Source organism: Bradyrhizobium sp. HKCCYLRH1034 (genome assembly GCF_051168375.1).
GTDB lineage: Bacteria > Pseudomonadota > Alphaproteobacteria > Rhizobiales > Xanthobacteraceae > Bradyrhizobium.
Window position 1 is genome coordinate 54,678 of the sequence record NZ_JBNPUW010000017.1, and the last position, 26,472, is coordinate 81,149.

The 26,472-nt window shown below is 66.0% G+C and carries 25 protein-coding genes and 1 riboswitch; of the genes, 11 read left to right on the plus strand and 14 right to left on the minus strand.

All coding sequences use genetic code 11. The annotated features are described in order from the left end of the window. The first annotated feature begins 17 nt into the window (after nt 1–17). Nucleotides 18–323 carry a hypothetical protein gene (locus ACQR0W_RS29940; RefSeq protein WP_315753119.1) on the plus strand — a complete coding sequence of 102 codons (306 nt, stop codon included), beginning with the start codon at nt 18–20 and terminating at the stop codon, nt 321–323. On the opposite strand, the gene ACQR0W_RS29945 is transcribed toward ACQR0W_RS29940, so the two are convergent. Beyond that, a complete protein-coding gene (locus ACQR0W_RS29945) occupies nt 320–943 on the minus strand; it encodes a hypothetical protein (RefSeq protein ID WP_316171175.1) in 624 nt (207 codons plus the stop codon). The genes ACQR0W_RS29940 and ACQR0W_RS29945 overlap by 4 nt on opposite strands. A 146-nt stretch (nt 944–1,089) precedes the next feature. Between ACQR0W_RS29945 and ACQR0W_RS29950 the strand changes: the two genes are divergently transcribed. Further along, nucleotides 1,090–1,755, plus strand: coding sequence for an SET domain-containing protein (locus ACQR0W_RS29950; protein WP_316171174.1), 666 nt, complete (start codon nt 1,090–1,092; stop codon nt 1,753–1,755). A 25-nt stretch (nt 1,756–1,780) separates the two neighbouring features. Here the strand turns inward: ACQR0W_RS29950 and ACQR0W_RS29955 are convergent, their stop codons facing one another. From ACQR0W_RS29955 to ACQR0W_RS29965, 3 genes are all read right to left on the minus strand, one after another. Next, nucleotides 1,781–2,398 (minus strand): class I SAM-dependent methyltransferase, encoded by a 618-nt coding sequence (locus ACQR0W_RS29955; RefSeq protein WP_316171173.1) that lies wholly within the window; start codon nt 2,396–2,398, stop codon nt 1,781–1,783. 120 nt (nt 2,399–2,518) lie between these two features. Continuing rightward, on the minus strand, nt 2,519–2,917 hold the full coding sequence (locus ACQR0W_RS29960) for a hypothetical protein (protein ID WP_315828223.1): 399 nt from the start codon (nt 2,915–2,917) through the stop codon (nt 2,519–2,521). A gap of 27 nt (nt 2,918–2,944) precedes the next feature. After that, nucleotides 2,945–3,169 carry a hypothetical protein gene (locus tag ACQR0W_RS29965; RefSeq protein ID WP_316171172.1) on the minus strand — a complete coding sequence of 75 codons (225 nt, stop codon included), beginning with the start codon at nt 3,167–3,169 and terminating at the stop codon, nt 2,945–2,947. 100 nt (nt 3,170–3,269) lie between these two features. On the opposite strand from ACQR0W_RS29965, the gene ACQR0W_RS29970 reads away from it, so the two are divergent. Together ACQR0W_RS29970 and ACQR0W_RS29975 are read left to right on the plus strand one after the other, a co-directional pair. Then, nucleotides 3,270–4,088, plus strand: coding sequence for a helix-turn-helix domain-containing protein (locus ACQR0W_RS29970; protein WP_316171171.1), 819 nt, complete (start codon nt 3,270–3,272; stop codon nt 4,086–4,088). A 66-nt stretch (nt 4,089–4,154) separates the two neighbouring features. Beyond that, complete coding sequence (locus ACQR0W_RS29975; RefSeq protein ID WP_315716055.1) at nt 4,155–4,820, plus strand: DsbA family oxidoreductase; 666 nt, start codon at nt 4,155–4,157, stop codon at nt 4,818–4,820. Here the strand turns inward: ACQR0W_RS29975 and ACQR0W_RS29980 are convergent. The 3 genes from ACQR0W_RS29980 to ACQR0W_RS29990 all read right to left on the minus strand — a co-directional run bounded on the left by ACQR0W_RS29980 (nt 4,798) and on the right by ACQR0W_RS29990 (nt 7,848). Beyond that, nucleotides 4,798–6,033 carry a GNAT family N-acetyltransferase gene (locus tag ACQR0W_RS29980; RefSeq protein WP_316171170.1) on the minus strand — a complete coding sequence of 412 codons (1,236 nt, stop codon included), beginning with the start codon at nt 6,031–6,033 and terminating at the stop codon, nt 4,798–4,800. The two genes, ACQR0W_RS29975 and ACQR0W_RS29980, sit on opposite strands and share 23 nt — an antisense overlap. A 137-nt stretch (nt 6,034–6,170) precedes the next feature. Beyond that, nucleotides 6,171–7,217, minus strand: a complete 1,047-nt coding sequence (locus ACQR0W_RS29985; RefSeq protein WP_315716057.1) for an HD-GYP domain-containing protein — start codon at nt 7,215–7,217, stop codon at nt 6,171–6,173. 208 nt (nt 7,218–7,425) lie between these two features. Next, nucleotides 7,426–7,848: a hypothetical protein gene (locus ACQR0W_RS29990; RefSeq protein WP_316171169.1), complete on the minus strand. Its 423-nt coding sequence runs from the start codon at nt 7,846–7,848 to the stop codon at nt 7,426–7,428. Nucleotides 7,849–8,070: 222 nt separating this feature from the next. Between ACQR0W_RS29990 and ACQR0W_RS29995 the strand changes: the two genes are divergently transcribed. Next, nucleotides 8,071–9,594 carry a caspase family protein gene (locus ACQR0W_RS29995; protein ID WP_316171168.1) on the plus strand — a complete coding sequence of 508 codons (1,524 nt, stop codon included), beginning with the start codon at nt 8,071–8,073 and terminating at the stop codon, nt 9,592–9,594. Nucleotides 9,595–9,822: 228 nt separating this feature from the next. Next, nucleotides 9,823–11,847: a pyrroloquinoline quinone-dependent dehydrogenase gene (locus ACQR0W_RS30000; protein ID WP_316171167.1), complete on the plus strand. Its 2,025-nt coding sequence runs from the start codon at nt 9,823–9,825 to the stop codon at nt 11,845–11,847. Between the two features lie 15 nt (nt 11,848–11,862). Here the strand turns inward: ACQR0W_RS30000 and ACQR0W_RS30005 are convergent, their stop codons facing one another. Further along, nucleotides 11,863–12,114 carry a PilZ domain-containing protein gene (locus tag ACQR0W_RS30005; protein WP_315716061.1) on the minus strand — a complete coding sequence of 84 codons (252 nt, stop codon included), beginning with the start codon at nt 12,112–12,114 and terminating at the stop codon, nt 11,863–11,865. 144 nt (nt 12,115–12,258) lie between these two features. Further along, nucleotides 12,259–12,717: a PaaI family thioesterase gene (locus tag ACQR0W_RS30010; protein ID WP_409977944.1), complete on the minus strand. Its 459-nt coding sequence runs from the start codon at nt 12,715–12,717 to the stop codon at nt 12,259–12,261. 260 nt (nt 12,718–12,977) lie between these two features. Between ACQR0W_RS30010 and ACQR0W_RS30015 the strand changes: the two genes are divergently transcribed. Next, nucleotides 12,978–13,274 carry a hypothetical protein gene (locus ACQR0W_RS30015; RefSeq protein ID WP_315716062.1) on the plus strand — a complete coding sequence of 99 codons (297 nt, stop codon included), beginning with the start codon at nt 12,978–12,980 and terminating at the stop codon, nt 13,272–13,274. 120 nt (nt 13,275–13,394) lie between these two features. Then, entirely contained in the window at nt 13,395–13,640 is a 246-nt protein-coding gene (locus ACQR0W_RS30020; RefSeq protein WP_315716063.1) for a hypothetical protein, read from the plus strand. Nucleotides 13,641–13,978: 338 nt separating this feature from the next. Here ACQR0W_RS30020 and ACQR0W_RS30025 read toward each other — a convergent pair whose 3' ends face one another. Next, nucleotides 13,979–14,218 carry a DUF6894 family protein gene (locus ACQR0W_RS30025; RefSeq protein ID WP_012045383.1) on the minus strand — a complete coding sequence of 80 codons (240 nt, stop codon included), beginning with the start codon at nt 14,216–14,218 and terminating at the stop codon, nt 13,979–13,981. Nucleotides 14,219–15,445: 1,227 nt separating this feature from the next. Then, entirely contained in the window at nt 15,446–15,739 is a 294-nt protein-coding gene (locus ACQR0W_RS30030; protein ID WP_315716194.1) for a hypothetical protein, read from the minus strand. A 583-nt stretch (nt 15,740–16,322) separates the two neighbouring features. Between ACQR0W_RS30030 and recA the strand changes: the two genes are divergently transcribed. Then, on the plus strand, nt 16,323–17,417 hold the full coding sequence (recA, locus tag ACQR0W_RS30035) for a recombinase RecA (protein WP_315828231.1): 1,095 nt from the start codon (nt 16,323–16,325) through the stop codon (nt 17,415–17,417). A gap of 296 nt (nt 17,418–17,713) precedes the next feature. Beyond that, nucleotides 17,714–18,793: a DUF1835 domain-containing protein gene (locus tag ACQR0W_RS30040; RefSeq protein WP_316187271.1), complete on the plus strand. Its 1,080-nt coding sequence runs from the start codon at nt 17,714–17,716 to the stop codon at nt 18,791–18,793. Here ACQR0W_RS30040 and gcvP read toward each other — a convergent pair. From gcvP to gcvT, 3 genes are all read right to left on the minus strand, one after another. After that, complete coding sequence (gcvP, locus tag ACQR0W_RS30045; protein WP_315716066.1) at nt 18,772–21,645, minus strand: aminomethyl-transferring glycine dehydrogenase; 2,874 nt, start codon at nt 21,643–21,645, stop codon at nt 18,772–18,774. The two genes, ACQR0W_RS30040 and gcvP, sit on opposite strands and share 22 nt — an antisense overlap. Nucleotides 21,646–21,799: 154 nt before the next feature. Further along, nucleotides 21,800–22,165: a glycine cleavage system protein GcvH gene (gcvH, locus tag ACQR0W_RS30050; RefSeq protein WP_315716067.1), complete on the minus strand. Its 366-nt coding sequence runs from the start codon at nt 22,163–22,165 to the stop codon at nt 21,800–21,802. A gap of 9 nt (nt 22,166–22,174) precedes the next feature. Continuing rightward, nucleotides 22,175–23,323 (minus strand): glycine cleavage system aminomethyltransferase GcvT, encoded by a 1,149-nt coding sequence (gcvT, locus tag ACQR0W_RS30055; protein ID WP_316171164.1) that lies wholly within the window; start codon nt 23,321–23,323, stop codon nt 22,175–22,177. A 145-nt stretch (nt 23,324–23,468) separates the two neighbouring features. Further along, nucleotides 23,469–23,579: riboswitch (glycine riboswitch) on the minus strand. A 181-nt stretch (nt 23,580–23,760) separates the two neighbouring features. Here gcvT and alaS point away from each other — a divergent pair. After that, on the plus strand, nt 23,761–26,472 hold the full coding sequence (gene alaS / locus ACQR0W_RS30060) for an alanine--tRNA ligase (protein ID WP_316171191.1): 2,712 nt from the start codon (nt 23,761–23,763) through the stop codon (nt 26,470–26,472).

The window sequence follows — 26,472 nt, forward strand, 5'->3', positions numbered from 1 at the left end:
TCATGCGTTGGCAACGCATGGCACGAACCCCACGCGCTCCCTGGAGCAAGGCCAATCCGCGCAAGCGCGCCGGCAAGGCCTCCACCCGTCTCACCCCGGCCGAAAAGGCGGCGGCCAAGGCCCGCGCCCGTCGGGCCGGGCGGCGCTATCCCAACCTGGTCGACAATATGCGCGTCGCGGCCACGAAGGCGGCAAAGACCAAGACCAGCGGCCGCAAGCGGGCGGCGAAATCGAAGACCGGGAAGGGCGCATCGAAGACGGCGAGCAGGCGCACATCCGCCGTGCGCAAGACCGCAAAGTCCGGACGGAAGTCGGCGCGCTAATTGGGCGGCAACGCCAGATCGACGGCCCGGCCGCGCGTGCCGACGATCTTCACCCTGTCCTTGCCGCAGGCAAAGCCTCGCGCCGTCTGGTCAGCCGCCTGCCGCGCCAGCTCGTTGGCATTGGAGTTGGCGGCAGCGTCGACATAGGCGACATGACACACTGGTCCGGGCGGCAGCCGGGTCACCACCAGCATCGGCTTGTCCTTCGGCCCCTTGCTGCCTTGATCGTCGTTGTCGGCGATCTGCCAGCGCTGGATGATCGCGAACGGCTTGCCGTCAGCCAGCCTCCATTCGACAGCGTTGCCGGCGGAGTTGAACGGTCCGAACCAGGTCTGAGCAGCCGGCTCCTTGGCGGCCGCGCGGACATTGCGCCCCACAGACACGGTCTGGCGAAGATCGCCTTCGTTGACGAGCAGAATCAGGCCGTCCTTGCCAGGGCAGGTCTCAGTCGAGCTGTCATCCTCCTGCTTGCCGCCGATGGTGCGGCAGTCCTTGGCGGCGGCCGATGTATAGGCGCTGGCGATGGTCTCTGCAGCCGCCTGTCCGATCCACGCCGTGCAGAGCATCAATGCGACACCGATTCGTCGCGCCACGACGCGATGTGGGAGGAATTCGGACATGCGAGGGCCCCTGATGACCGGAATTCGTCCCTGCGCAGGACGCTGCAAACTGGGGACGGCGCGAAACGGCGGCGGGAAACACCTGACATCGTCGCGAATTTATCCTAGAACGGCGGCCTCGCGAGGTCCATGTCTTCTCATCACTCATGCCTGTCATTCCGCAATCCAAACCCTATCGCATCGGCCGCTCCAAGACGGGGCTTGGCCTGTTCGCCACCCAGCCGATCAAGAAGGGTACCAAGATCATCCGCTATTTCGGTCCGCTCTTGGATTCGAAGAAGGCGGACGAGGACGCGATCGAGAACAAATATCTGTTCGAGCTCGACAAGCGCTGGACCATCGACGGCTCGATCCGAGAGAACGTCGCCCGCTACATCAATCATTCCTGCAAGCCGAACGCCGAGTCCGACGTCAAGCCGCGCAAGAAGAAGATCTTCATCCGGGCCATCAAGAACATCGAGCCCGGCGAGGAGATCAACTACGACTACGGCACGGACTACTTCAAAGCCTATCTGAAGCCGATCGGCTGCAAATGCGACGCCTGCGAGAAGAAGCGGGCCAAGAAGAAGGCCGAGGCGCGCGCTGAGCGGGCGCAGGTGAAGGCGAAGGACGTGCGCAAGGCCGAGAAGAAGGCGAAGAAAAAGGCCGGGAAGCTCGTCAAGGACAAGGCCAAGCAGCGGCCCAAGGCCAGAGCCCAATCGGGCGAGGCGGCTCGCGGCAAAGCCAAGACCCGGCGGCCGGCTGCCGGCAATCGTGGCAGGACCAAATCCACCCCGGCGAAGACGCAGACCAGCCGCGCCAAGGCGGCCTGATCCGATCGGCTCGTGTCCGGATCTCTCAGGACGGCTTCCCGAAGGCCAGCGTCGTCCAGGTGACGCCGGCCGCCCGGTTCTCCGCGCCGAGCGACTCGCCATGCCGGTTGAGCTGGAGCGTCAGCCCGAGCTGCCGCGCGGGCTCGACGATCGTCTCGGCCGCGATCTCGAACATCCGGCGGCCCGGCGGCACCGGACCATGCCGCAACGTCATGATCAGCAGTCCGCCGGGAGCAATCCGCGCCGCGATGTTGGGAAGCGCGCGTCGCCGCTGTGCCTCATCGAGATGCATCAGGACGGCGGTCAGCATGATGAGGTCGAACTGCTCGCCACGAGCGGCCAGTGCGGCGAGCTCCGGAAGGCTGTCGTCGATCCAGGTGATCGCCGGCGAGGCATGCAGTTGCATGGCGCCGACGCGCAGTGCTTCGGTCGGCTCGACGGCCACCACCTGATGTCCAAGGCCCGCGAACCAGGCGGCGTCGCGGCCCGTGCCCGCGCCGATGTCGAGCACGCGCGCGGGCGCGTTGGGCAGCAGATGGAGCACGGCGGCATGAACCTGTTCCGACGGGATGCTCTCGTAGCGCACGAGGAGATCTTCGGCCTCGGTGGCGTAGCCCTCCGTTCCGATCACCTGAGGCTGCATCGCTACGATCTCCCGTCGATCTCCGATTATGCAGAAGATGCGCTCGCCGCGCATGTCCAAATATCGGATCGGCCGTGAGCGCCGGGCCGCTCGATCATGAAGCCCGGCGCTCACCACCGGTCAGGCCGTGACCGCGGCGGTGCTCCGGCGCAAGCCCATATACTGCAATTCGGCGAATAGGCCGGTGCCCAGCGCCTGCACTGCGACGAAGATCTCGCCGAGCACGTTCGGTGCGACCAGGCCCGAAAACAGCAGCGCGATGCTGCCGACCGTCCACGCCGCATTGCCGCCGATGACCAGAACGATCAGCGGCCTTGGCGCCACCGGCCGCCAGCCCAGCCAGCCGACGAAGCTCGCGTAGACGACCAGGAACAGGCCGGTCTCGCGCAGCAGCGCGTCGGGCAGTTGCAGCAGGGCCGCCAGCGGCGAGGCGCCGAAGGTGAGCGCGAGCCCGGCAACGCCGCTGAAGGCGGCATCGGCGAGCAGAGCGCGGCGGAGCAGGGCGGACGAGGTGATCATGTCGGGTCTCCTTCGGTTGGGGGCGGTTCAACGGAACCAGGCCAGGAGCTGATGGCGCAGGCGCGCCGGGCGCAGCGAGCGCGCTGCTCTCGTCTCGATCGCGTACACCTGTGCAAAGACGAGGCTGCCCGTGACGTACAGCAGTGGCTCCGGCATGTTGAGCGAGCGCGCCCGCAGCGATGTCGCGAGACCCGCCAGCCATTGGCTGGCGGCGGCGAACGGAAGGGTCTCGAGATTGCGCTGCCTGCTCATCGTCATCTCCTGTGGTGAGGACGATGACCTGCGCCGGGAGGCATTTCGATTACCTGGCAGGTCATGGAGGTGCTGACGTCAGCGTGATAGGTCTTGGCTCATGAATGCACAGCTTGCTTCGGCGCGCGCCGACCGCGCCAGACCCGTTCATGTCGGCGAGCACCTGCGGCAATGGCGGCAGCGCCGGCATCTGTCCCAGCTCGATCTCGCGCTCGATGCCGAGATATCGGCGCGCCATCTGAGCTTCGTGGAAACCGGCCGCGCCGCGCCGTCGCGCGACATGGTCCTCAAACTGGCGGAGCGACTGGACGTGCCCCTGCGCGAACGCAACGTTCTGCTGGTGGCGGCCGGCTACGCGCCCGCCTTTCAGCAGCGCCCGCTGGATGATCCGGCGCTCAAGCAAGCGCGCGAGGCGATGAACCTCGTGCTCAAGGCCCACGAGCCCAACCCTGCGCTCGCGATCGACCGGCACTGGAACCTGGTCGCGGCGAACCGGATGATCGCGCCGCTGCTGTCCGGTGTCTCCGAGCGGCTGCTTGCGCTGCCCCTGAATGTGCTGCGCGTGGCGCTGCATCCGGAGGGGTTGGCGGCGCGGACGGTGAACCTTGCCGAATGGGCCGGCCATCTGCTGGAGAGACTGCACCGGCAATGCGAGGCAACCGCCGATGCCGGCTTGCTCAAGCTTTATGAGGAGCTGAAGTCCTATCCGATCCCCGCGCGATCGGCGCCGCTCGCGGCCGACAGCGTCGCGATCCCGTTGCGGCTTCGGGTCGGCGATGATGTGCTGAGCTTCTTCTCGACGACGATGGTGTTCGGCACGCCGGTCGATATCACGCTGTCGGAGCTGGCGTTGGAGACCTTCTTTCCGGCCGATGAGCTCACCGCGCTCAGGCTGAAGGAGATGGTTACCTCGCCGTGACCCCGCTTGTGTTGGCCGTGCGCGGGTTTATCTTGGGCGCAGCCATGGGAACCCGGAGGCACGCACATGAGCACCTTGAAGCCGCTGATCATCGATGTCGTCTCCGATGTCGTCTGTCCCTGGTGCTACATCGGCAAGAAGCGCATCGAGGAGGCGCTGAAGCTCGTGCCTGACGTGCCGGTCGAGGTGAACTTTCGGCCGTTCTTCCTCAATCCCTGGGTGCCGCGCGAGGGCATCAGCCGCGAGCAGTACCTCACGACCAAGTTCGGATCGGTTGAAGCCTACAAGGGCATCGCAGGCCGCGTGGTCGCGGCCGCGGAGCAGGAGGGGCTGAGCTATCATCCCGATCGTGTCGCCCGTCAGCCCAACACGATCGATTGTCATCGCCTGATCCGCTGGGCCGGCGAGATCGGCAAGGCGCCCGAGATGAAGCAGCGGCTGATGGAGTTGTATTTCCGCGACGGCGGCGATCTGACCGATGTCGAGGTGCTGGTACAGGCCGCAGCGGAGTGCGGGCTCGATGCCGAGGTGGTCCGCAAGATGCTGGCGACCGACGAGGATGTGGCGCTGGTCTCGGCCCAGGCGCAGGAGGCCGCAGAGAAGGGCATCTCCGGAGTGCCGACCTACGTCTTCGCGCAGAAATACGCCGTCTCCGGCGCGCAGGATCCGCAGATGCTGGCGCGCGCCATCCGGCAGGTGTCGGCGGAGGTCAACGCCGAGGCGGCTGAGTAGTCGGCCGGCGCTTTCGGATGGCGCGGACCGCGTGCACGGCGCGGCGTGCCACGGCGAGGCCTTCGCGTCGCGCAGTCAATGCGCCGTGAATAAGCTCGACGACCGGATCGCGCGTATAGAGCGGGATAATCACGTCGCCGATGGCAAGGCGTTCGCGCCAGATCGGGTTGATCATGGGATGGTCGGGACCGGCGGTGGAGTCGGCGGCGTTGATCTTCGGATCCGCGCAAAGGTGCCGCGTCAGGTCGAGCGTCAGCTGGACACCGGGCGAGTATTTCGCGAAGCGCTCGTCGACGCCGAGCTTGAAGAAAAAGGCGCGATCCTGATGCCGCAATACGACGCCTGCGGCGACGGTGGTGTCGCCCGCGATGAGGCTGATGATCTCGCAGGCCTCGTGCTGTGCCAGCGCCGGTGCAGCGCGTCGGATGAACGCCGCGTCGCCGTCGTGCTGGATCAGCGCAGTGCCGCGACGCCCCTTCCAACCGCTCGCCTCCAACACCAGAAAAGTCTCCAGCGCAGTGGAAACGTCGCCGGGAGAGCGCGCGACCTCGAAGCGGACGTCGCCATGCTCGGCCAGCCGATGACGCAGGCGGCGCAACTCCTTCAGCTTTTTGGCGCCGAGCGCATCATGCAGCACCGTGTCGGCGTCCCCGCTCGCATCGAGCAGGGCCCGGTCATAGGATTGCAGCACGCGCGGGCGCAGATCCACGCGACGAAGCGCCGCCTCGAACGCCTGCATCACGGAGCCTGCCAGCGACATGTCTCGCAGCAGCAGGGCGCGCGCGCCTGTTCGTCGCGCAGCGTCGAGCAGTTGCGCCGCAGCCCGCTCCGCGCTCCTTCCGTCGAGCAGCGGCGTGCACAGCGTGCCGTAGGGATGGCCGCTGGCGAGCGCGGGCAGGGGAAGCCTGCAGGCATGCCATAGAGAGGTCGTGGGCATCAGGCCGATGAGACGCGAGGGCTGATCGTCATCCCATGCGCAGAGCGCCGATGTTCCGGTGCGGCCGCGTGCCGTGGCGTTCACCGCGCGCTCCCAGCCGGGCAGGTAATAGCCGTTCGGCTCCCGCGCATGCTCCGCCAGATCCTGCCACGCCTGCGGTGAAACGGTATCGAGCGGCACCAGGTCAGCGGCGCGCACGCGTTCGAGCGGACCGGCCTGCTGGTTCCTTGCCGTCGATGAAGCAGTCGCAATCGCGCGATCGATGATCTCGGCCACGTCCCGATGGTCCCCTCGCGGCGCGGACAACCCACACCGCGGGCGACACTAGCGCAAAGCTGACAAGAGACACTTGCCGTTGGCAGACAATTCGAATCGATGCGTTAACGGCCGGTTCAGCACGTCGCCTGATGCGATCAGCGGATCAGCGCCACCTCGCGGAAGGCGCCGATCAGCGGCTTCTCGAGCTTGCCCTCCATCCCCCGGAGGATCTCGTAGGCCTTCTCGCGCGTCATCATCGGCTTGTAGCTGCGGTATTCGATCAGCGCCGAGAAGATGTCGGAGATGGTGAGGATGCGCGTCAGGTCCGGGATGCTGTCGGCCATCAGCCCATCGGGATAGCCGCTGCCGTCGAGAAATTCGTGATGGTTGCGCACCGCCTTCAGCACTTCGTCGGTGATCGCTGCGTTGTCCTTCAGTGCATCGTAACCGGCCACCGGATGGGTTTCCACCAGCGTACGTTCCTTGACGTCGAGCCGGCCCGGCTTGTCGAGAATGGTGAGCGGGATCTTGGCCTTGCCGATGTCGTGGAACATCGCGGCCATGTAGAGACGCTCCAGATCCGAACTGTGGACGCCGAGGCTCAAGCCGAAATCGACGGTGATGCCGGTCACGAGCAGGCAGTGTTGATAGGTGCCTTCGTGATGGCGGCGAACGGTGGCGAGCCAATCGGACAGACCGTTTTCCGCTATACAGTCGGCGATCCGCTTGCCCGCCCGCCGGGTCTCCTCGACATCGATCGCTGCACCGCCCAGCACGGCTGCAAACATCGAGGCGATGCAGGACGCGCCGGCAAATGCGGCCTGTCGGTCGTCGACCGCGATGCTCTTGGCCGCAGAACCGGGGCGCACATCGAGCAGCTTTCCGAGCAACTGATTGCGGCTCGGCGTGCTCGACAATACGCTTGTCGCACCGAGCGCATAGGCCTGGACCGTCGACAGACGGGATTTGTTGTTGGTCAGGAAGATCCGCCGCGGAATACGCGAGAGCCGCTCCGAGATCTCCTTCAATGCGGTGATGTTGTCGACGTGGCGCAGATCGGCGGCCACGACGATCGCGTCGATGTCGCCGCCTTTGAAGTCGGCATCACCGATCAGTTCAGATGTGAGCGAGCAGCGTTCGGCCAGCATGCCGCGAAGCATAGCGAGCTTGGCCGTGTCATCGCCGACGAGGTGAACGTTCATGGAAAACCAGGTCCAGGGTCATTCCGCGTTTAGGCCCCGATGTTCCGCAGGAATTGTTAAATTTGAGCCATTCGTTCGCTGTGCGGTTGCGGATTTGCGTTAGCTAAGAACTAACAATCGGCGACCGATGCGGTAGCCCGTTCCTGCACGCCCACCGACAGGGCGAGTTCCAGTCGACGAGGCCGATCCAGCTCGCCTTCGGAGGGAATTACTTCGTCGGCAGGACGGCTTTGTAATCTTCAGAAACACAGTCGTCGCCGGTCGCCGCGCGCCGCCGGTCGATGATCTCGTTGTGCCTGATCAAGAGCCGATAGGTCTGGCGCCGGAGCGCGGTTCCACTGGCGGATATGATCTGAGCCCGCACGCAGGCGGTCCATGTATCGCCGGCATCGGCATGTCGGGCGGATGTGGCCTCGACATCACGTGGCAGCGTCGTTGCGACGAAGATCATGTCGAGATTCTTGCGCACGAGAAGCGCGACATCTGGCGCGGCTTCGGGCTGCGGCGGCTCGGGCGCCTTGGCCCGCATGAAGGCCGGTAGGCGCGCATTGCTGTCGGCGGCGCAGCCGATCAGGAGCAGGGCCGAGAGCAGCCCCGCGAGCAGCCCCACGCGTGACGCAATCCGCCGCATGCCGCATCGTCCCCCATTGCGGCGCGCACGCTAGCGAGAGATCGCGGCATTGCTGCGGGAAACTCGTGCAGCAACGATGTCCGGTCGCGGCCGGCGGCAGTCATGCGCGCGCGAACGGCGCCGGCCGTCCGGCATCGTGCTCACCGGATTGTGCTCGTCGGGATGAACCGGGCCGCGAACCGGCTCGACCAACAGGCACGCCATGAGCAGATTGGAGATCCCATGTTTCGGCACGCTCTCAGGGCTGCATTGCTCGCCGGCGGCCTGTTTGCCGGCCTTGCTCCCGCATTGGCTGAAAGCAGCAGGCTGGCGCTGGTGATCGGGCAGTCGGCCTATCGTTCGGTGACGCCGCTGCCGAATCCCGCCAACGACGCCAAGGCAATGGCGAAGATGCTGGGTGAAGCGGGGTTCGACGTGACGACCGCCGCCGATCTGTCGCAGCGGGACCTCAACAGGGAGGTCGGCGACTTCGCCGCCAAGATCGCGGCCAAGGGACCCGACACGGTGGCGCTGGTGTTCTATGCCGGCCACGGACTGCAGATCGATGGCGAGAACTATCTCGTACCCGTGGACGTCGATCCGCGACGTGAAGCCGACATTCCGCTGCAGGCCGTGCGTCTCAACGATCTCCTGAACACGCTCAATTCGGTGCCGAGCCGGATGCGAATCCTGCTGCTCGACGCCTGCCGCAACAATCCGTTTCCCGCCATCAGCCAGAACGCGGGCCGCGGCCTTGCGCTGGTCGACACAAAGACGGGAGCGCCGGGCACCTTCCTGTCCTACTCGACCTCGCCCGGCGCGGAAGCCGAGGATGGCACCGGCGCCAACAGCCCCTATACCACCGCACTGCTGCAGGCGGCGCGGGAGCCGGACCTTCCCATCGAGCAGGCGTTCAAGCGCGTGCGCGTTGCGGTGAACAAGGTCACCGAGGGCCGGCAGACGCCGTGGGATTCGTCGTCCTTGACGGAGGATTTTCGCTTCGTCGGGTCGGCGGATGGGGGCGCTGCCAATGCCGGCCCGCGGCCGGTCGTCGCCAAGCGCAGCGTCGACGAATGGAAGCGCAGCCTGGAGGGCAAGCCGATCGAGGCCGCCAACGAAATCATCGTCGGCGACGGCAGCGTCGAGGCGTATGAGGCCTTCGTGACGCTCTACACCGCGCCGCCCTATGGCCCGCAGGCGCGCGAATGGCTCGACCTCCACAACAGGATGGCAGCCTGGAACGAGGCGGTGCTGATCAATACGGTGGCGTCCTATCAGGGCTTTCTCGACCGCTATCCGAACAGCGACCTGACCCCGACCGCGCGCAAGCTGATCGAGCGCCTGCGCAACCGGCCCGTGGTGACGCCGGTGGTGGCGGCCGCCAATGCAGCGATCCCGGCCGCCGCTTCGGCAACCCTGCCGGTCGTGCCGGCCGTTGCCGCGGCAGGCCCGACCTGCCCATGCTCGCAGACGCCTCCGCCGGCTCGGAAGTCTGAGACGCCGAAGCGGGTCGAAGAGAAGCCGGCGAGGAAGCGCGACGAGGACCCTCCCAAGCGCGCCGGCCGCACGCCCCGACGCGACCCTGACGACGATGTCGTCGTCTACGCGCCACCGCCTCCGCCGCGCGCGTATTATGGACCGCCGGTGCGCGTGGCGCCGCCGGTCAGTATCGGGATCGGCATCGGCGGCGGCTATGGCGGTGGCTATGGCGGTGGCTATGGGCGGGCACCTCAGAACTATCCGACACGGCGCGGCTATGGCTACTGAAGCTGGCTGACGTCTGCGCATCGATGTGGCCGCCCGCAAGGGCGGCCACTGATGTTTGGCGGGGGACGTTCGTTCGGGTCATCCTCTCGGTTCTGCCATTCGTCATCGCTCCTCACCACTCGTCCCGCGGATGCCGCCGCCCGTCCCATCCTGCTCGATCCGCCCGCGAAGGCTGCTTTCATCGTCCCGGTGCGTCGCTTCGGATGCAGTCTGCGGGAGGGAAGGGTCATGTCATTGCGTCGAGCAGGTGTTTGCGCGGTCCTCGTCGGGAGCCAGTTGACGGTCGTGCCGGCCCTTGGCTGGCAGCACTGGGGCGGCGATGCCGGTGGAACGCGGTTCTCGCCGCTGGCGCAGATCACGCCTTCCAATGTCGATCGGCTGGTGCCTGCCTGGGACTATCACACCGGGGATCTGCAGAGCCGGCCGCCCGCGGCAGCCTTGCGGACCAAGTTCGAGGCGACGCCGATCCTGGTCGAGGACAGCCTGGTGTTCTGCACGCCGTTCAATGAGGTGGTCGCGCTCGATCCCGGCACCGGCGTGCAGCGCTGGCGTTTCGATCCCAAGGTCGGTGACGGGCGGCGCCCGGCCAATCGCTATGCCTGCCGCGGCGTTGCCCATTGGGTGGACGAGCGGGCGCCGGCCGGCGCGGCATGCCGCAGCAGGCTGTTCATGGGCACGGTCGATGCTCGCCTGATCGCCCTCGACGCGCAAACGGGACAGCCCTGCGCCGGCTTTGGATCGGACGGCGAAGCGCGGATCGACATTTCCAAGGATCTGCTATGGCCGGGCGAGTTCCAGATCACCTCGGCGCCGGTGGTGGGCGGGGGTGTCGTGGTGGTCGGCTCATCGATCGGCGACAATGTGCGGGTCGATGCGCCCAAAGGCACGGTCCGCGGTTTCGATGCGCGCACCGGCGCGCTGCGTTGGAGTTTCGATCCGTTGATCCATGACGGCATCGCGGCGGGACATGCGAACGTCTGGGCGCCGATGTCGGTCGACGAGACGCGCGGCCTCGTCTTCCTTCCGACCTCGTCGCCCAGTCCGGATTTCTTCGGCGGTGCGCGTCCGGGTGACAACCGGCATGCCGATTCCGTGGTCGCTTTGCGGATTGAAAGCGGCGAACTGGCCTGGTCGTTTCAGACCACGCACCACGACGTCTGGGATTACGATCTGCCGGCGCAGCCGACGTTGGCCCGAATCGATGCCGGGCAGGGGGCGCGTGACGTCGTCATACAGCCGACCAAGCAGGGCTTCGTGTTCGTGCTCGACCGCGACACCGGCGCGCCGGTCTGGCCGGTGGAGGAGCGCGCAGTGCCGCAAGGCGCCGCCGAGGGTGAGGTTCTATCACCGACGCAGCCATTCCCGACCCATGTGCCGCCGCTGCTCGATCAGCGCTTCGCAGCGGATGATATTTTCAGGGCCGTGCCGCGCGTCCTGGATTCCTCCTGCGACGATCAGCTCGCGCCATTGCGCAATGAGGGTTTGTACACGCCGCCCACGATCCAGGGCACGTTGCTGTTTCCGATGACCGGCGGCGGCGTGAACTGGGGCGGGGCGGCGTTCGATCCCGTCCATCAGATCCTCTACGCCAATGTCAGCCGTGCCATCCACATCGTCCGGCTGATCCCGCGTGCGGAAGCTGACGGGATGACGCCGCCGCGTGGTGTCGATGTCGGGCTGCAGCGCGGGTCGCCGTTCGCGGTGACGCGGGTGGTCGCCATGTCCAAGCTCGGCCTGTTGTGCAACCGGCCGCCATGGGGCGAAATGGTCGCGGTCGATCTCAAGGCCGGCAAGATCCTGTGGCGCTCGACCGTCGGCACCACCGAGGATCGCGCACCGCTCGGGCTGGCGTTCAAATGGGGCACGCCGCTCGTCAACGGCGTCGTGGTCACAGCCGGCGGCCTCGTCTTCACCGGCGCAATGGACGCCTATCTGCGCGCCTTTGATGCTGTCTCAGGTCAGGAGCTCTGGCAGGGCCGGTTGCCCGCGCCGGGCGTCGCCAATCCGATGACCTATGAATGGAAGGGCGAGCAATTCGTGGTGACCGCAGCCGGCGGCCATTCGGAGGCGGGAACGTCGCTCGGCGACAGCGTCGTGGCGTTTCGGCTGGCGCGCGATGGCGAAGGGCTCTCGCTGTGGTCACGGACGATTGATCGTCCGGGCGGACGGTTCGCCGCCGGCGCCCTGCTCGCGGCTGGGGTGCTGGCCGGCCTGTTGGTGGCGTTGTGGCGATGGCGCCTGCGGCGCGTCTAGCCCGCCGGGCCGCTATCAGTCGAATGCCACGCCGATCCGCTTGTCGTGGCTCCAGACTGCGTGGCAGCGCCGCGTGAATTTGTCGGCCGGGATCACCAGCGTGAAGGCTTCGGGCAGACCGACCGGACTGACCACCTCGACCCTGGCGCCGGTGTCGGACATGTTGCGGACCATGCAATCGACCGCGCCGCCGCCGTCGAATGCCAGCCTGCCCTGCTTCAGCACCCGATGCCTCGGTGCAATGCGCTTGTCACTCGTCTCGCTCATGGCCTGTATTCCGGTGCCGGACGGCGTCACCTTTCGCGTCAAAAGCACCTAAAATAAATCAGGCTCGCGTTTCGATCAGATGAATCCGGCGTGCGAAGCCCGGGCCCTCGCCTTCACGTTTCGTTAACCCGGCCAGGCCGCGGATCAGAGCATCGCGAAGGCGCTCGACACCATGGCCACTGGCTTGCCATCGCCGGCGCTGGTCAGTGTGACCCGGCCGAAGCTCATGGTGCGGCCCATCCGCACCACGCGCGCATCGGCCATCACGTCGGCGGAGGCAATGGCGCGCATGAAATGCGTGGTCTGGTCGACAGTGGTCATCGGCCGGTAGCCGCCGCTGGCGGTGACCATCCCGATCACCATCGCGGTATCGGCAAAAGCCATCAGCGCCTGGCCGCAGACGACGCCATTGTCGCGGCAGAGCCGCGGCGAAAACGGCATGCGCAGGATGGCGCCGGCTTCGCCCTGCGGAGACGGCGCGATGTCCTCGACGATCAAGCCAAGATCCTTGATCCAGGGCGCGAACACGTCATCGAGGATGCGCCTCGCGTCGTCGGTGGTGAAGTTCAGGGTCTCGTTCGGCACGCGCGGAGGTCCTTCCATGATCGTGTCATCGACGTGTCTCGGCATCGACTTGCCTCGCCGCGATCGGCGGAGCCGCCGGAATGTTGCCGCAGAGCGGCGGCTTGAAAAGGCCGGAGTTGGAAAACTATGATGATGGCACGCCGTGGAACAGACGGCAGGTGCGCGCAGACGATGCGGCCGTGAACATCCCGACCTGCGCTCCACCGTTCCGGCACAGTGCCGCGGGCTTGGCGCATGGCGAAGCGATGGTATAAGGCGCCTATACCGGGGAGTAACCAATGAAGAAGCTGATCGTGACGATGGCGGTCGCCGTGCTGGCCGGCTGGGCGGTTCCCGCAATGGCGCAGATGCCCAACATCAACCTTCTCGCCGACGGTCCCTCCAAGTCGCCCGAGGAGAAAGAGGCCGAAGCGGCGCGGGAGCAGGCCTACAGGGACACCATGCGCAAGATTCCGGACGCCAAGACGAGCACCGATCCCTGGGGCAACGTCCGGGCGGCCGAGCAGCCCAAGGCGGCGCCTGCCATGAAGACCACCGCGGCCAAGAAGCCGAAGGCTGTCGGCAGCACGAACTGAGATTTATCGCGCTCGGGTCGGGCGGGCTCTGACCCTCCCGGGCCCGCTTGCCGATTGCGGACTCGGATTCTTCGCGGCCCCGTCTATATTGATGGTGTGGCAACGCGTTGGAGTTCGTCGATGGGGATGCGCCCCCGGGACATTGCCAGCCGGATGGCGGCCCGGCGCCAGAAGGGCGCCCCGCAGGCTCGCGACGGCTACGTTCGCGACACGTTCACGCTGCCGCGCGAGCAAGCGCGCGCCAAGGCCCGCGACTATCTGACCCGCTATCCCAAGGCCGGCTACATGAGCGCCGTCGAAAGCTGGCGCGAGCTTCCCGATGGGGCCATCGAGTTCACGATGCGGCGGCTTCCCAGCGCCGATTGAACGATTGCCGCGAGCGCCTCATTCCTTTTCGCCGAGAAGCTTGCGTGTATCGCGATTGATGAAATGAAGCCGCGTGCAGGCCTTGCAGACCACGGTTTCATAGGAGCACGTGGGATCGCCTGGCTTCGGCTCTTCCAGCCAATGCTGCACGTTCATCCCCGTTCGCGGACATTTGAAGATCAGATTACCCATACAAATTTAAATGTCTGCCAAGATGCAGACAGGCATTTTGATCTCGATCAAGTTCGGCTGCCGAAATGACGCGCAGCAACCTCGCTGTCAACAATCTTAGATTGTGTCTTTCACCTGCGGCGATCCACAAGAGGTGTGGCGAGCCGTCAGGCCTGATCCAGCGACTCGGCGACGATCCGGATGCGGAAGACCGGCTGCCTTGCCTCGTCGAGCAGCTCCATCTGCCATTCGGAGTTTTCGGCGAGCTTGCGCGAGATGCTGCTGGCCATGTCGGCACAGACGGTGGTCATCTCTTTCCAGGCTGCGTTGCGGTCGGCGCACTCGGTCCCATACTCGGACGCGCCTGAGAAGTGGCCGTTGCGGATACGAAAGAAATAGAGCGGCATTGCCAAAACCGGTGAGCCCTGACCGCCCCAGGCCGCTGGGTTTGATGTACGCACCACAAATGGAAGCGCAAAACCCACTCGGATCAATTCCGGTAAAATACGGTCGGTCGCGCTGTTCGCTTCCGTTAGGCTGATTGCCATGGGTGATGTGCGGCGCAACCGGACGAATTGCGCGCCAACGAATGAGCCTCGGACCGCTGCGGTCCGAGGCTCGGCGTCAACGTCGTAGCTTCCCAGCGAGGGCAGTTCGGCAGTGACATAATTAAACTAGTGCGAAATCCGTAGGCGTGCCTTGCGTCAGATCAAGGTTGCAATCTCGATCAACCGCCGTGGGACGCGCACCTAGCTATGGTCGAAGATCCGTTCCGGCACGACTGTCAGTCGGTAGGCGATCTGCGTCGCGCCGTCGACCATCTCCAAGAGTTCATCGCAGGCCGGACAACGCCTCTCTCCCGCCGCGTCTTGCTGCGAGTGAAGCTCGATCCTTTGAAGGCCGGCCCTGCAGGACGGGCATGTCACGTCATTTGTTGTCATCGCCAATATGAAGCGCAACGCACGCGATCCGTTCCCCGACATCACGACAATGACGGAGGGAGATGCATCCCGAGCGGAGCTATCAACGTCGAAAGCCCCGGACGTCGTCCGGGGCTTTCTTTCGGCGCGGATGGTTTCAGGGCCGTGCGCCTACGTGTGACGGAGCCTGCAAGTGCGGGAGCTGGCAGGCTGCAAGGGATCGGTCGACGGCACACCAAAGGCGATACACTAGACGATGTGCGGCGACCATCATCGCAACGAACAAACAAATCCGGGGCTGATCAAAAATCTGCTCAGACGTACGACAACCACGATTCTATAACGCAACCCAAAGTTTATGACAATGGTTTGTGGCTTGAAGATGTCGTGAGCGCCGGCGCGCGTGATGCGGATCACGCGGGTTTTGTCCGGGCCATTCCTCGGGCCATCCTTGGGCAGGGTCCGACACGGGGGCGTCCGAGGTTCGTCGCTTCATCTGTCGTCCGTCATATGGTGGCCGTCGAGTGCTTGCACGCCACGTGATGCGGAACCTGATGGCCGGCCGCCGCTTGCGCGCGGCTGCGCGTCTGCATCGAAATCGTGCGCCTGCACGCACGACGAGCCGAACAAAAGCAGAAGAGGCGATGGAACTTCGTTCCTCTCAGGAGAACCACGGAATGTGCGATCTACGCACGCGTGTAGGAGTTGGTAGTTTCAAGGAAAAGACCTGACAAGCACGATCGGTCCAACGATTGCGGCGTTGAAGTCGGCGAGGTCTTCGCTGGGAATCCAGTACTCGCGATGCTTGCGGCCGCCGGCCTCGCGCACCTCGTAGGTGTCGATGAAGCCTCGCAGGATCGCAAAGCGCAGCACGTGGCCGGCGCCGCTCGCCGGCACGTTCCAGTCCCGTGCGATCTTCACGGCATAGTCCTCCGTCAGCACCGGGTAGAAGATCGGCTGCTCCGGAAGGCGCGGCGGAAACGCACGCATGCCCGACGCCTCGATCAAGGCAAGCTCTTTTGGGCCGACAGGGCGCCACAGCGTGAGGGTCTGTTCGTTGTTGGATCCGGTCATGCTGGTTCCGAAAATTGGAAGCAGTCTGCGAGGCTCACAGAGAAGGACCAGCAGGATGATGGGACACGGCCGAGACGACAATAACAATTTATAGTTGGGTCGGCGTCTGCCGCTGGTGCGGGAGATGAGGTTGGAGCGCTCGGACAGTTTGGTTTTAATCCGCGTGATCGCCGGTCGGCGGCTGCGCCGCTCGCGCGCATGGCTTCCGCCTCCAGCTGGAATCGGGATCCCTTCGCAGTCGCCGTCATCCAGCATCCAGCATGCCGTACTTCGCTTCCGGGCGCGCTGATCTGGCAGCGCTCCCTCGCTGGTGCTCGGTGCACTGCGCGCCGGCCCTCGGCCTTCGAGCGGCAGGCGTGTCTCCCGCGGGTTGTCAGGGGTTTGTGAAAGAGAGGTGTGAATGTCGAGAAGAACATATTGCGAACAAAGAACGGATGGAGTACATTCACCTCAAGATTGCTGGCCGACCTCGTTAACCGTTTGTCCATCCCGCGAATCCCCGCCATAAGGAGCGCCAATGTCCGCCACCGCCCTGCGTATCGTCGAAGGTTCCTCCATGGATAAGAGTAAGGCGCTCTCCGCTGCGCTGTCCCAGATCGAGCGTCAGTTCGGCAAGGGCTCGGTGATGAAGCTGGGCAAGAACGACCGTTCGATGGATGTCGATACGGTGTCCAGCGGCTCGCTTGGGCTCGACATCGCGCTCGGCATCGGCGGTCTGCCGAAGGGCCGCATCGTCGAGATCTACGGGCCGGAATCCTCGGGCAAGACCACGCTGGCGCTGCACACGGTGGCGGAAGCGCAGAAGAAGGGCGGCATCTGCGCCTTCATCGATGCCGAGCATGCGCTCGATCCGGTGTATGCGCGCAAGCTCGGCGTGAACATCGACGAGCTTCTGATCTCGCAGCCGGATACGGGTGAGCAGGCGCTGGAGATCTGCGACACCCTGGTGCGTTCCGGTGCGGTCGACGTGCTGGTGGTCGACTCCGTGGCGGCGCTGGTGCCGAAGGCCGAACTCGAAGGCGAGATGGGCGAGTCGCTGCCGGGCCTGCAGGCCCGCCTGATGAGCCAGGCTCTGCGCAAGCTGACGGCCTCGATCAACAAGTCCAACACGATGGTGATCTTCATCAACCAGATCCGCATGAAGATCGGTGTGATGTACGGCTCGCCGGAGACCACCACCGGCGGCAATGCGCTGAAGTTCTATGCTTCGGTCCGCCTCGACATCCGCCGCATCGGCGCGATCAAGGAGCGCGACGAGGTGATCGGCAATTCCACCCGTGTGAAGGTGGTGAAGAACAAGCTGGCGCCGCCGTTCAAGCAGGTCGAGTTCGACATCATGTATGGCGAGGGCGTCTCCAAGATGGGCGAGATCCTCGATCTCGGCGTCAAGGCCGGCATCGTCGAGAAGTCCGGCGCCTGGTTCTCCTACGATAGCCAGCGTCTCGGGCAGGGACGTGAGAATTCGAAATCGTTCCTCAAGGCCAATCCGGACATGACCGCCAAGATCGAAGCCGCGATCCGCCAGAACTCCGGCCTGATCGCCGAGCAGATCCTGGCCGGCAACGCCGAGCGCGACGCCGACGCCGACGGCGAGGAGCCGGCGGAGGAGTAGAGGTAAGACGGCAGCGGGTGCCGTGGACGTTGCGTTGCCGACGCTCCGGCGCCCGTTTGCAGATGTGTGGTGTTCTGCCGAAATCTGGGGTTGTTGCATGATCGAATGCAGTGAGCCTGAATTCCGAGCGCCGGATACGATCTTCAGCGCGAATAGTCGAAAGCGCGTGCGCGGGCGAGCGGACCGGATCCGCGCGGCGGCACCGACATTTCCGACACCAGTCCTGGGCGCCGGGAGCCGATCGCGAGCGTGTTGATAGCGTCTTGAGCCAATCAGGTCGTGCCGGAGCCAACAGCATGACGCGTTTGATTCTAGCGGCCGATGATCCCAGCGCCGGAGCGCTTCGGAGAGGCGGCTTTGCCGACCTGGTGGTGCCAATTCTCCATCGTTTCGTATGGGGACCGTTGCCATCAGATGCCGAGTTATCGGCTTATCTCGTCCAGCGCGCCGCGCGACCGAAGCGCGGGCATTGGTTGGATTTCGCCTCGCGTGGCGACTTCATGGCGGTCGGCGGGCGGAGTCAGAGTTTTCTCGAACTTGTCGACCGTTGCGATAGCGTCGAGCTGTGGATGGGGACCCGTCCGAACGACCAGTTGGTGCTGATCTGGCTCTTGGACTATCTGCGCCATCACGCGGAGATCGCGACGAAGATCGTATTGCGGCATGTCGATGTCCCGCTATCCGATGCCCCGGCCGGGCGACTCGCCGGTCGGGCCATTGCCGGCGTAGAGCTTGCGCGTGAGCATCTCGATTTGGGCCATCTGGCATGGCAGGCGTTTCGGGCGCCCACGCCGCAAGCCTGGTTCGATCTGTTGAAGCAGGATCTCAGTGCACTGCCGCAGCTTCGCCGCTGCGTGCAGGAGATGCTCGATGAGCTTCCTGGTGTTGCGACGGGCCTGGGAGCATCGGAGCTGAGAATCCTCGAATTGCTGTCAGCCGGCTATCGGCACCCATTCGACCTGTTGCCGCATCATCGGGATCGCTTTCAACGCCGCGTCTATGACTATTGGGAGGGAGGCGCGTTGCTCGACGGTCTGGCACTGGCGCCGGCGCCGGCAATTTCGGGCCTCGCCGAACGGCCGTTCTCGGTCGAGATGCACGACAGCCGTGAACGCCTCGAGCGCTACAAGGCGAGCACGCTGTCGCTGACGCCGCTCGGCAAGGCGATCCTGGCCGGCGAGGAGGATTTCAGCAGCCATAATCCGATCCGGCGCTGGTGGGGCGGCACCGAATTGATCAACGCCAATCTCTGGCGTTGGCATGCGGTGCTCATCGCTCCGGATCCCGGCACGCCTCACGTCATTGATTGTCGCGAGCCGTGGCGCCCGATCCCTTGGGACATGCGTGAGGAGGCTTACTCCGCCGCCTGGGCGTAGTCCGCCACCGGCGGGCATGAGCACACCAGATTGCGGTCGCCGTAGACGTTGTCGACGCGGCCGACCGGACACCAGTACTTGTCGGTGCGCGAGGTGCCCGCGGGGAAGCAGCCCTCGCTGCGCCGGTAGGCCCTGTTCCAATCGTCGTCGGCGATGTCGTGCACCGTGTGCGGCGCGTGGCGCAGCGGCGAGGCCTCGATTCCGAAGCGGCCCTGTTCGACCTCGGCGATCTCCTTCCGGATCGCGATCATGGCGTCGCAGAAGCGGTCGAGCTCCGCCTTGGACTCCGATTCCGTCGGCTCGATCATCAAGGTGCCCGCCACCGGGAAGCTCATGGTCGGCGCGTGGAAGCCGTAGTCGATCAGCCGCTTGGCGATGTCGTCGACGGTGACGCCGCTGCTCTGCTTGAGCGGCCGCGGGTCGATGATGCATTCATGCGCGACGCGGCCGCGCTCGTTGCGGTAGAGCACCGGAAAATGCGCATCGAGCCGCGCCGCGACGTAGTTGGCGTTGAGGATCGCAATCTCGGTGGCGCGGGTCAGGCCGTCGCCGCCCATCAGCAGCATGTAGATGTAGGAGATGGTCAGGATCGAGGCCGAGCCGTAGGGGGCGGCCGAGACCGGCCCGATCGGATGCGCGCTCGCGCCGTCGGTCGCAGGGTGACCGGGCAGGAAGGGCGCCAGATGCGCCTTCACGCCGATCGGGCCCATGCCCGGGCCGCCGCCGCCATGCGGAATGCAGAAGGTCTTGTGCAGGTTGAAATGGCTGACATCGGCGCCGTAATCGCCGGGTCTGGCGAGGCCGACCTGCGCATTGAGGTTGGCGCCGTCGAGATAGACCTGTCCGCCGTGGGCATGGACGATGTCGCAGATGTCGCGGATGTGCTCCTCGAACACGCCATGCGTCGAGGGATAGGTGATCATGATGGCGGCGAGCTTGGCGCTATGCGCTTCCGCCTTGGCCTTGAGATCGGCGAGATCGACATTGCCGCCTGCATCGCAGCCGACCACGACCACCTCCATGCCGGCCATGTGCGCCGAGGCCGGGTTGGTGCCGTGGGCGGAGGAAGGAATCAGGCAGATGGTGCGATGGCCCTCGCCGCGGGCGGCGTAGTAGCCGCGGATCGCCAGGAGGCCGGCATATTCGCCCTGCGCGCCCGAGTTCGGCTGCAGCGACACCGCGTCATAGCCGGAGATCCGGCACAACCAGTCGGTCAGATCGGCGAACATCGTATGATAGCCGGCGGCCTGCGCGCGCGGCACGAACGGGTGCAGGCTGGCGAATTCCGGCCACGTCAGTGGAATCATCTCGGTCGTCGCGTTCAGCTTCATCGTGCAGGAGCCGAGCGGAATCATCGCGCGATCGAGCGCGAGGTCGCGGTCCGCGAGCTTGCGCAGATAGCGCAGCATCTCGGTCTCGGAGCGATGCGCGTGGAACACCGGATGGGTCAGGAACGGCCGCTGCCGCTTGAGCTCGGCCGGCAGAGCCTCGCGCGCTTCCGCCTCGATCGTCGTGTAGGAGAGCTCGCCGCCGAAAGCGCGCCAGACGGCTTCGACGACATCGGCCGTCGTGGTCTCATCGAGCGCGATCCGCAGCCTGCTGCCGTCGCGCCCGAGATTGATCCGCTCGCCTTCCGCGCGGGCGATGATCGACTCGGACTTGGCGCCGGCCTCGACGGTGACCGTGTCGAAGAAGGCCTCGCTTTCCGGCGCAAAGCCGAGCTTGCGCAGCCCTGCAGCCAGCACCGCGGTCCGCCGATGCGCGGTGCGGGCGATCGCCTTCAGCCCGTCGGGGCCATGATAGACCGCGTACATCGCGGCAATCACCGCCAGCAGCACCTGCGCCGTGCAGATGTTCGAGGTCGCCTTCTCGCGGCGGATGTGCTGCTCGCGGGTCTGCAGCGCCAGCCGATAGGCGGGAGCCCCGCGTGAATCGACGGAGAGGCCGACGATGCGGCCGGGCAGCGACCGCTTCAGCGCATCGCGCACCGCCATGTAGGCCGCATGCGGTCCGCCATAGCCCATCGGCACGCCGAAGCGCTGCGCCGAGCCGATCGCGATGTCGGCGCCGAGTTCCCCCGGCGAGGCAATCACGGTCACCGCCAGCAGGTCGGCGGCGAGGATCGCGAGCGCGCCCTTGTCATGCAGCTTGGCAATCGCGGCGCGCGGATCGCGCAGCGCGCCCGTCGTGTCCGGATATTGCAGCAGGCCGCCGAACACCTCGGTGCCGTCCAGATCCTCGGCGGGGTCGCCGACGATCAGCTGCCAGCCGAGCGGCTCCGCGCGGGTGCGCAGCACCGCCAGCGTCTGCGGATGCACGTTCCGATCGACGAAGAACGCCTTGGTCTTCGCCCGCGCCGAACGCTCGGCCAGAGCCATCGCTTCCGCCGCCGCCGTGGCCTCGTCGAGCAGCGAGGCGTTGGCGACGTCGAGCCCGGTGAGATCGCAGATCATGGTCTGGAAGTTGAATAGCGCCTCCAGCCGGCCCTGGCTGATCTCCGGCTGATAGGGAGTGTAGGCCGTGTACCAAGCCGGGTTCTCCAGGATGTTGCGCTGGATCACCGCCGGCATGAGCGTGCCGGAATATCCCTGGCCGATCAGCGAGGTGAAGACCTGATTCCGCGCGGCGAGTGCGCGCATGTGCGACAATGCTTCGGGCTCGCTCAGCGCCGGCTCCAGGGTGAGCGGCGCCGTCTGCCGGATCGTGCCGGGCAGCGTCTGCGCCATCAGCTCCGCCACGCTCTTGGCGCCCACGGTCTCCAGCATCGCCGCGACGTCGCGCGGCGAGGGGCCGATATGGCGGCGGGCGAAGCTGGTGGCGGCATCATCGAGCGGCTTGAGCGGCGTGGTCATGAGCAAATCCTCTATGCCTCGTCATGCCCCGCGACGGCGGGGCATCCAGTAAACAGCGACGGCGAGATCGGCAGACCGTAGCCCGGGCGAGCGCAGCGACCCGGGACCGCCGGTCCCGCATCGCTCCGCTCATGCGGGCTACGCACCGCGCGTCTCACGCCGTATGCGCCTTGTAGGCGGCCTCATCCATCAGGCCGCCGAGTTCGCCCCGGTCGGCGATCTTGAGCTTGAAGAACCAGGCCTTGCCGCCGGCGTCGGTGTTGACGAGCGCCGGCTCGTCGACGATCGCCTGGTTGACCTCGACCACCTCGCCGGTGATCGGCGCGTAGACGTCCGAGGCGGCCTTGACCGATTCGACCACCGCGGCGGCTTCCGACTTCTTCAGCGCGCGGCCGACCTGCGGCAGCTCCACGAACACGACGTCGCCGAGCTGGGCCTGCGCATAGTCGGTGATGCCAATGGTGGCTGTGTCGCCATCGATGCTGAGCCATTCATGGTCGGAGGTGTAGAGCGTGGTCATGGACGTCCTTCAGCGCTTGTAGGTGTTGGGAACGAAGGGCATGGCGGCGACGCGCAGCGGCAGGCGTTGGCCGCGCACATCGGCGAACAATGGGGTGTCGAGCGCAGAGAGAGTGGTCGGCACGTAACCCATCGCGACCGGAGCATTCAGCGTCGGGCCGAAGCCACCAGAGGTGACCTGGCCGACCGGCTCGGCTGAATCGGCCGACGCGAACAGCGCAGCTCCCTCGCGCACCGGCGCGCGGCCCTCGGGCCTCAAGCCGACGCGGCGGCGTGTCGCACCGCCATCGAACTGGGCAAGGATCTTGTCAGCGCCGGGGAAGCCGCCGGCGCGCGCGCCACCGCTGCGGCGGACCTTCTGCACCGACCACTCCAGCGCGGCCTCGACCGGGGTCGTCGCCGTGTCGATGTCGTGGCCATAGAGACAGAGCCCGGCCTCGAGCCGCAGGCTGTCGCGGGCGCCCAGTCCGATCGGCAGCACGTCCTTGTCCGACAGCAGCGCTTCGGCGAGCTGCTCGGCCTTGGCGGCGGGAACGGAGATCTCGTAGCCGTCCTCGCCGGTGTAGCCGGAGCGCGAGACGTAGCAGGCGAGCCCGTCGACCGTGCGCGGGCCGGAATCCATGAAACGCATGCCCTCGGCATCAGCGCAGAATTTCGCCAGCACGCTCGTGGCCTTCGGCCCCTGCAACGCCAGGAGTGCCCGGTCGGTCAGCGGCTGCACCTCGCAGACGTCGGACAGCCCGTCGCGCAGCAGCTCGATGTCAGCGTCCTTGCAGGCGGCGTTGACCACCAGCACCAGGTGCTCGCCGAAATTCGCCACCATCAGGTCATCGAGAATGCCGCCCTCGGCATTGGTGAACTGGGCATAGCGCTGCCGGCCCGGGGGAATGCCGATGACGTCCTGAGGCACCAGCCGCTCGAGCGCGGCTGCGGCGTCGGCGACCTTGCCGGATTTCGGCACCAGCGCGACCTGCCCCATGTGGGACACGTCGAACAGCCCGGCCGCGCTGCGGGTATGGAGGTGTTCCTTGAGCACGCCGGGCGCGTACTGCACCGGCATCTCATAGCCCGCGAAGGGCACCATCTTGCCGCCAAGGCTGACATGCAGCGCATGGAGCGGCGTTCGCTTCAAAAAAGGGGGGGCAGCCGGTTCAGCCATCGATCAGGGATCCTCGCGCGGTTCCTCGGGACCAGTCCCGAAAAACGCCACCGAAGCCCCATCTGTCGCTGTGCCTGAGAGTATTATCCCGTCGGCGGACGCGTCCCGGTCAAAACCGGACAAGCGTCTCTTTCCAGATGCAGTTGCAGTCGCGAGGGTCCTTTTGCCTGAGAGTTTCCGGGGCGGTTGCTCCTTCGGCGCCGACCCTTGACGTTCAACCAGAACCTCAAAGGCCAGTCTCTCCCGACGCGACTGTCGTCTATGTCCGGGACCAAACACCAGCCCGCGCAAGCTGTCAACGCGTCACGGCGGCTTTCAACCAGCTTTAGGAGCCGTGCAGCAAGCCCATGATGTTTCTGCACAGTTTCTGGACACGCGAAGTCGCCTTGTCTAAAAGCATTGCCGCCGAATTCCCGGACTTCTTCGATTGGATTGCTATGAGCGGCGTCAACGAGATCAGGTCGACCTTCCTCAATTTCTTCGCTGCGAACGGCCACGAGATCGTGCCGTCCTCGCCGCTCGTGCCGCGCAACGACCCGACCCTGATGTTCACGAACGCCGGCATGGTGCAGTTCAAGAACGTCTTCACCGGCGTCGAGAAGCGGCCCTACAACCGCGCCACGACGTCGCAGAAATGCGTGCGCGCCGGCGGCAAGCACAACGATCTCGACAATGTCGGCTACACCGCCCGGCACCACACCTTCTTCGAGATGCTCGGCAACTTCTCCTTCGGCGACTATTTCAAGGAGAACGCCATCGAGCTCGCCTGGAAGCTCGTCACCAAGGAGTTCGGCCTCCCGAAGGACAAGCTGACCGCGACCGTCTACATCGATGACGACGAAGCGTTCGGGCTCTGGAAGAAGATTGCCGGCCTGCCGGAATCGCGCATCATCCGGATCGCCGGCTCGGACAATTTCTGGCAGATGGGCGACACCGGCCCGTGCGGCCCGTGCTCGGAGATCTTCTACGACCACGGCGACAAGATCTGGGGCGGCCCGCCCGGCTCGCCGGAGGCCGATGGCGATCGCTTCATCGAGATCTGGAACCTCGTGTTCATGCAATACGAGCAGCTCGAGGGCGGGGTCCGCAATCCGCTGCCGAAGCCGTCGATCGACACCGGCGCCGGCCTGGAGCGCGTCGCCGCGGTGCTGCAGGGCAAGCACGACAATTACGACATCGACCTGTTCGTCGCCCTGATCCGCGCCATCGCCGACCTCACCAATGCCGACCCGCAGGGCCCGCAGAAGGCGTCGCTCCGGGTCATCGCCGACCATTTGCGCGCCTCGTCGTTCCTGATCTCGGACGGCGTGCTGCCCTCGAACGAGGGGCGCGGGAGCGTGCTGCGCCGGATCATGCGCCGCGCGATGCGCCACGCGCAGTTGCTCGGCGCGCGCGAGCCGTTGATGCACAAGCTGGTCGGCGCGCTGGTGCGCGAGATGGGTCAGGCCTATCCGGAGCTCGGCCGCGCCGAGAGCCTGATCAAGGAGACCTTGCGGCTGGAGGAAACGCGGTTCCGCAAGACCTTGGAGCGCGGCCTTGCCCTTCTCGATGAGCAGTCGGCCAGCTTGAAGAAGGGCGACATGTTCGACGGTGACGTCGCCTTCACATTGTACGACACCTACGGTTTCCCGCTGGACCTGACCCAGGACGCGCTGAAGTCGCGTGGCATCAGCGTCGATCAGGCCTCTTTCCAGGATGCCATGAGCCGGCAGAAGGCGAAGGCGCGCGCCGCCTGGGCCGGCTCCGGCGAGGCTGCGACCGAGAGCGTCTGGTTCGAACTGCGCGAGAAGCTCGGCGCCACCGAGTTCCTCGGCTATGAGACCGAGACCGCCGAAGGCGCGGTCACCGCGCTGGTCAAGAACGGCGCCGAGGTCGACAGCCTCAAGGCCGGCGAGAGCGGCGTCATCGTCCTGAACCAGACCCCGTTCTACGGCGAGTCCGGCGGCCAGGTCGGCGACACCGGCCTCATGACCGGCGACGGCGTCCGCGTGCGCATCACCGACACCCAGAAGAAGGCTGGCGACCTGTTCGCGCACATCGGCACCGTGGAGCAGGGCACGCTCAAGCTCGGCGCGGCGCTGCAGCTCGACGTCGACCACACCAGGCGCTCGGCGATCCGCGCCAACCACTCGGCGACCCACATCCTGCACGAGGCGCTGCGCCAGGTGCTCGGCGACCACATCGCCCAGCGCGGCTCGCTGGTCTCTCCGGACCGCCTGCGCTTCGACTTCGTCCATCCGAAGCCGATCACCCCGGATGAGCTCGCCCGCGTCGAGGACATCGCCAACGACGTCGTGCTCGAGAATGCCGAGGTCACGACCCGCCTGATGGGGCTCGACGATGCCCGCGAGGCCGGCGCCCGCGCGCTGTTCGGCGAGAAATATGGCGACGAGGTCCGCGTCGTCTCGATGGGCAACGCCGCGCGTGATCACGGCAATAACGCCATGGGCTGGTCGGTCGAGCTGTGCGGCGGCACCCATGTCAGGCGCACCGGCGACATCGGCCTGATCGCGGTCACCTCGGAGAGTGCGGTGGCGTCCGGTGTCCGCCGCATCGAGGCGCTGACGGCGCGCGGCGCCCGTGCGCATGCCAACCACAACCTCTCGCTCGCCAAGGCGGCGGCGGCCGAGCTGCGCACCACGGTCGAGGACGTGCCGGCGCGCATCACCGCGCTGATGGAGGAGCGCAAGAAGCTCGAGCGCGAGCTGTCGGACGCGCGCAAGAAGCTCGCGATGGGTGGCGGGGTCAGCGGTGTCATGTCAGCAGGGGAAGCTGCCGATAGCATGGAGGGGCGAGGCCGCACAGGTCCGACTCTGATCGGAGACATCAAGTTTTTCCGGCGCGTGGTCACCGGCATCGAGATGAAGGATCTGAAATCGCTGGCCGACGACGCCAAGAAGCAGCTCGGCTCCGGCGTGGTCGCGCTTGTCGCGACCTCGGAGGACGGCAAGGCCGGGGTCGTGGTCGGCGTCACCGCCGATCTCACTTCGCGTTTCAATGCGGTCGACCTCGTGCGGGCTGCGTCCGAGGCGCTCGGCGGCAAGGGCGGTGGCGGCCGTCCCGACATGGCCCAGGCCGGCGGTCCCGACGGCTCCAAGGCGGAGGCTGCGCTGGCCGCGATCGAGAGCGCGATCAGCAAGGCAGGCTGA

What these genes read in the sequence shown, in the direction of transcription:
- ACQR0W_RS30015 (WP_315716062.1), top strand. Translation starts at nt 12,978, where the DNA reads ATGAAGAAGCTGATCGTGACGATGGCGGTCGCCGTGCTGGCCGGCTGG.
- ACQR0W_RS30040 (WP_316187271.1), top strand. Translation starts at nt 17,714, where the DNA reads ATGACGCGTTTGATTCTAGCGGCCGATGATCCCAGCGCCGGAGCGCTT.
- ACQR0W_RS30020 (WP_315716063.1), top strand. Translation starts at nt 13,395, where the DNA reads ATGGGGATGCGCCCCCGGGACATTGCCAGCCGGATGGCGGCCCGGCGC.
- ACQR0W_RS30025 (WP_012045383.1), bottom strand. Translation starts at nt 14,218, where the DNA reads ATGCCGCTCTATTTCTTTCGTATCCGCAACGGCCACTTCTCAGGCGCG.
- ACQR0W_RS29955 (WP_316171173.1), bottom strand. Translation starts at nt 2,398, where the DNA reads ATGCAGCCTCAGGTGATCGGAACGGAGGGCTACGCCACCGAGGCCGAA.
- ACQR0W_RS29990 (WP_316171169.1), bottom strand. Translation starts at nt 7,848, where the DNA reads ATGCGGCGGATTGCGTCACGCGTGGGGCTGCTCGCGGGGCTGCTCTCG.
- ACQR0W_RS29970 (WP_316171171.1), top strand. Translation starts at nt 3,270, where the DNA reads ATGAATGCACAGCTTGCTTCGGCGCGCGCCGACCGCGCCAGACCCGTT.
- ACQR0W_RS29985 (WP_315716057.1), bottom strand. Translation starts at nt 7,217, where the DNA reads ATGAACGTTCACCTCGTCGGCGATGACACGGCCAAGCTCGCTATGCTT.
- alaS (WP_316171191.1), top strand. Translation starts at nt 23,761, where the DNA reads ATGAGCGGCGTCAACGAGATCAGGTCGACCTTCCTCAATTTCTTCGCT.
- gcvP (WP_315716066.1), bottom strand. Translation starts at nt 21,645, where the DNA reads ATGACCACGCCGCTCAAGCCGCTCGATGATGCCGCCACCAGCTTCGCC.
- gcvT (WP_316171164.1), bottom strand. Translation starts at nt 23,323, where the DNA reads ATGGCTGAACCGGCTGCCCCCCCTTTTTTGAAGCGAACGCCGCTCCAT.
- gcvH (WP_315716067.1), bottom strand. Translation starts at nt 22,165, where the DNA reads ATGACCACGCTCTACACCTCCGACCATGAATGGCTCAGCATCGATGGC.
- ACQR0W_RS30005 (WP_315716061.1), bottom strand. Translation starts at nt 12,114, where the DNA reads ATGAGCGAGACGAGTGACAAGCGCATTGCACCGAGGCATCGGGTGCTG.
- ACQR0W_RS29940 (WP_315753119.1), top strand. Translation starts at nt 18, where the DNA reads ATGGCACGAACCCCACGCGCTCCCTGGAGCAAGGCCAATCCGCGCAAG.
- ACQR0W_RS29945 (WP_316171175.1), bottom strand. Translation starts at nt 943, where the DNA reads ATGTCCGAATTCCTCCCACATCGCGTCGTGGCGCGACGAATCGGTGTC.
- ACQR0W_RS29995 (WP_316171168.1), top strand. Translation starts at nt 8,071, where the DNA reads ATGTTTCGGCACGCTCTCAGGGCTGCATTGCTCGCCGGCGGCCTGTTT.
- ACQR0W_RS29965 (WP_316171172.1), bottom strand. Translation starts at nt 3,169, where the DNA reads ATGAGCAGGCAGCGCAATCTCGAGACCCTTCCGTTCGCCGCCGCCAGC.
- ACQR0W_RS29950 (WP_316171174.1), top strand. Translation starts at nt 1,090, where the DNA reads ATGCCTGTCATTCCGCAATCCAAACCCTATCGCATCGGCCGCTCCAAG.
- ACQR0W_RS29960 (WP_315828223.1), bottom strand. Translation starts at nt 2,917, where the DNA reads ATGATCACCTCGTCCGCCCTGCTCCGCCGCGCTCTGCTCGCCGATGCC.
- ACQR0W_RS30010 (WP_409977944.1), bottom strand. Translation starts at nt 12,717, where the DNA reads ATGGAAGGACCTCCGCGCGTGCCGAACGAGACCCTGAACTTCACCACC.
- ACQR0W_RS29975 (WP_315716055.1), top strand. Translation starts at nt 4,155, where the DNA reads ATGAGCACCTTGAAGCCGCTGATCATCGATGTCGTCTCCGATGTCGTC.
- ACQR0W_RS30000 (WP_316171167.1), top strand. Translation starts at nt 9,823, where the DNA reads ATGTCATTGCGTCGAGCAGGTGTTTGCGCGGTCCTCGTCGGGAGCCAG.
- recA (WP_315828231.1), top strand. Translation starts at nt 16,323, where the DNA reads ATGTCCGCCACCGCCCTGCGTATCGTCGAAGGTTCCTCCATGGATAAG.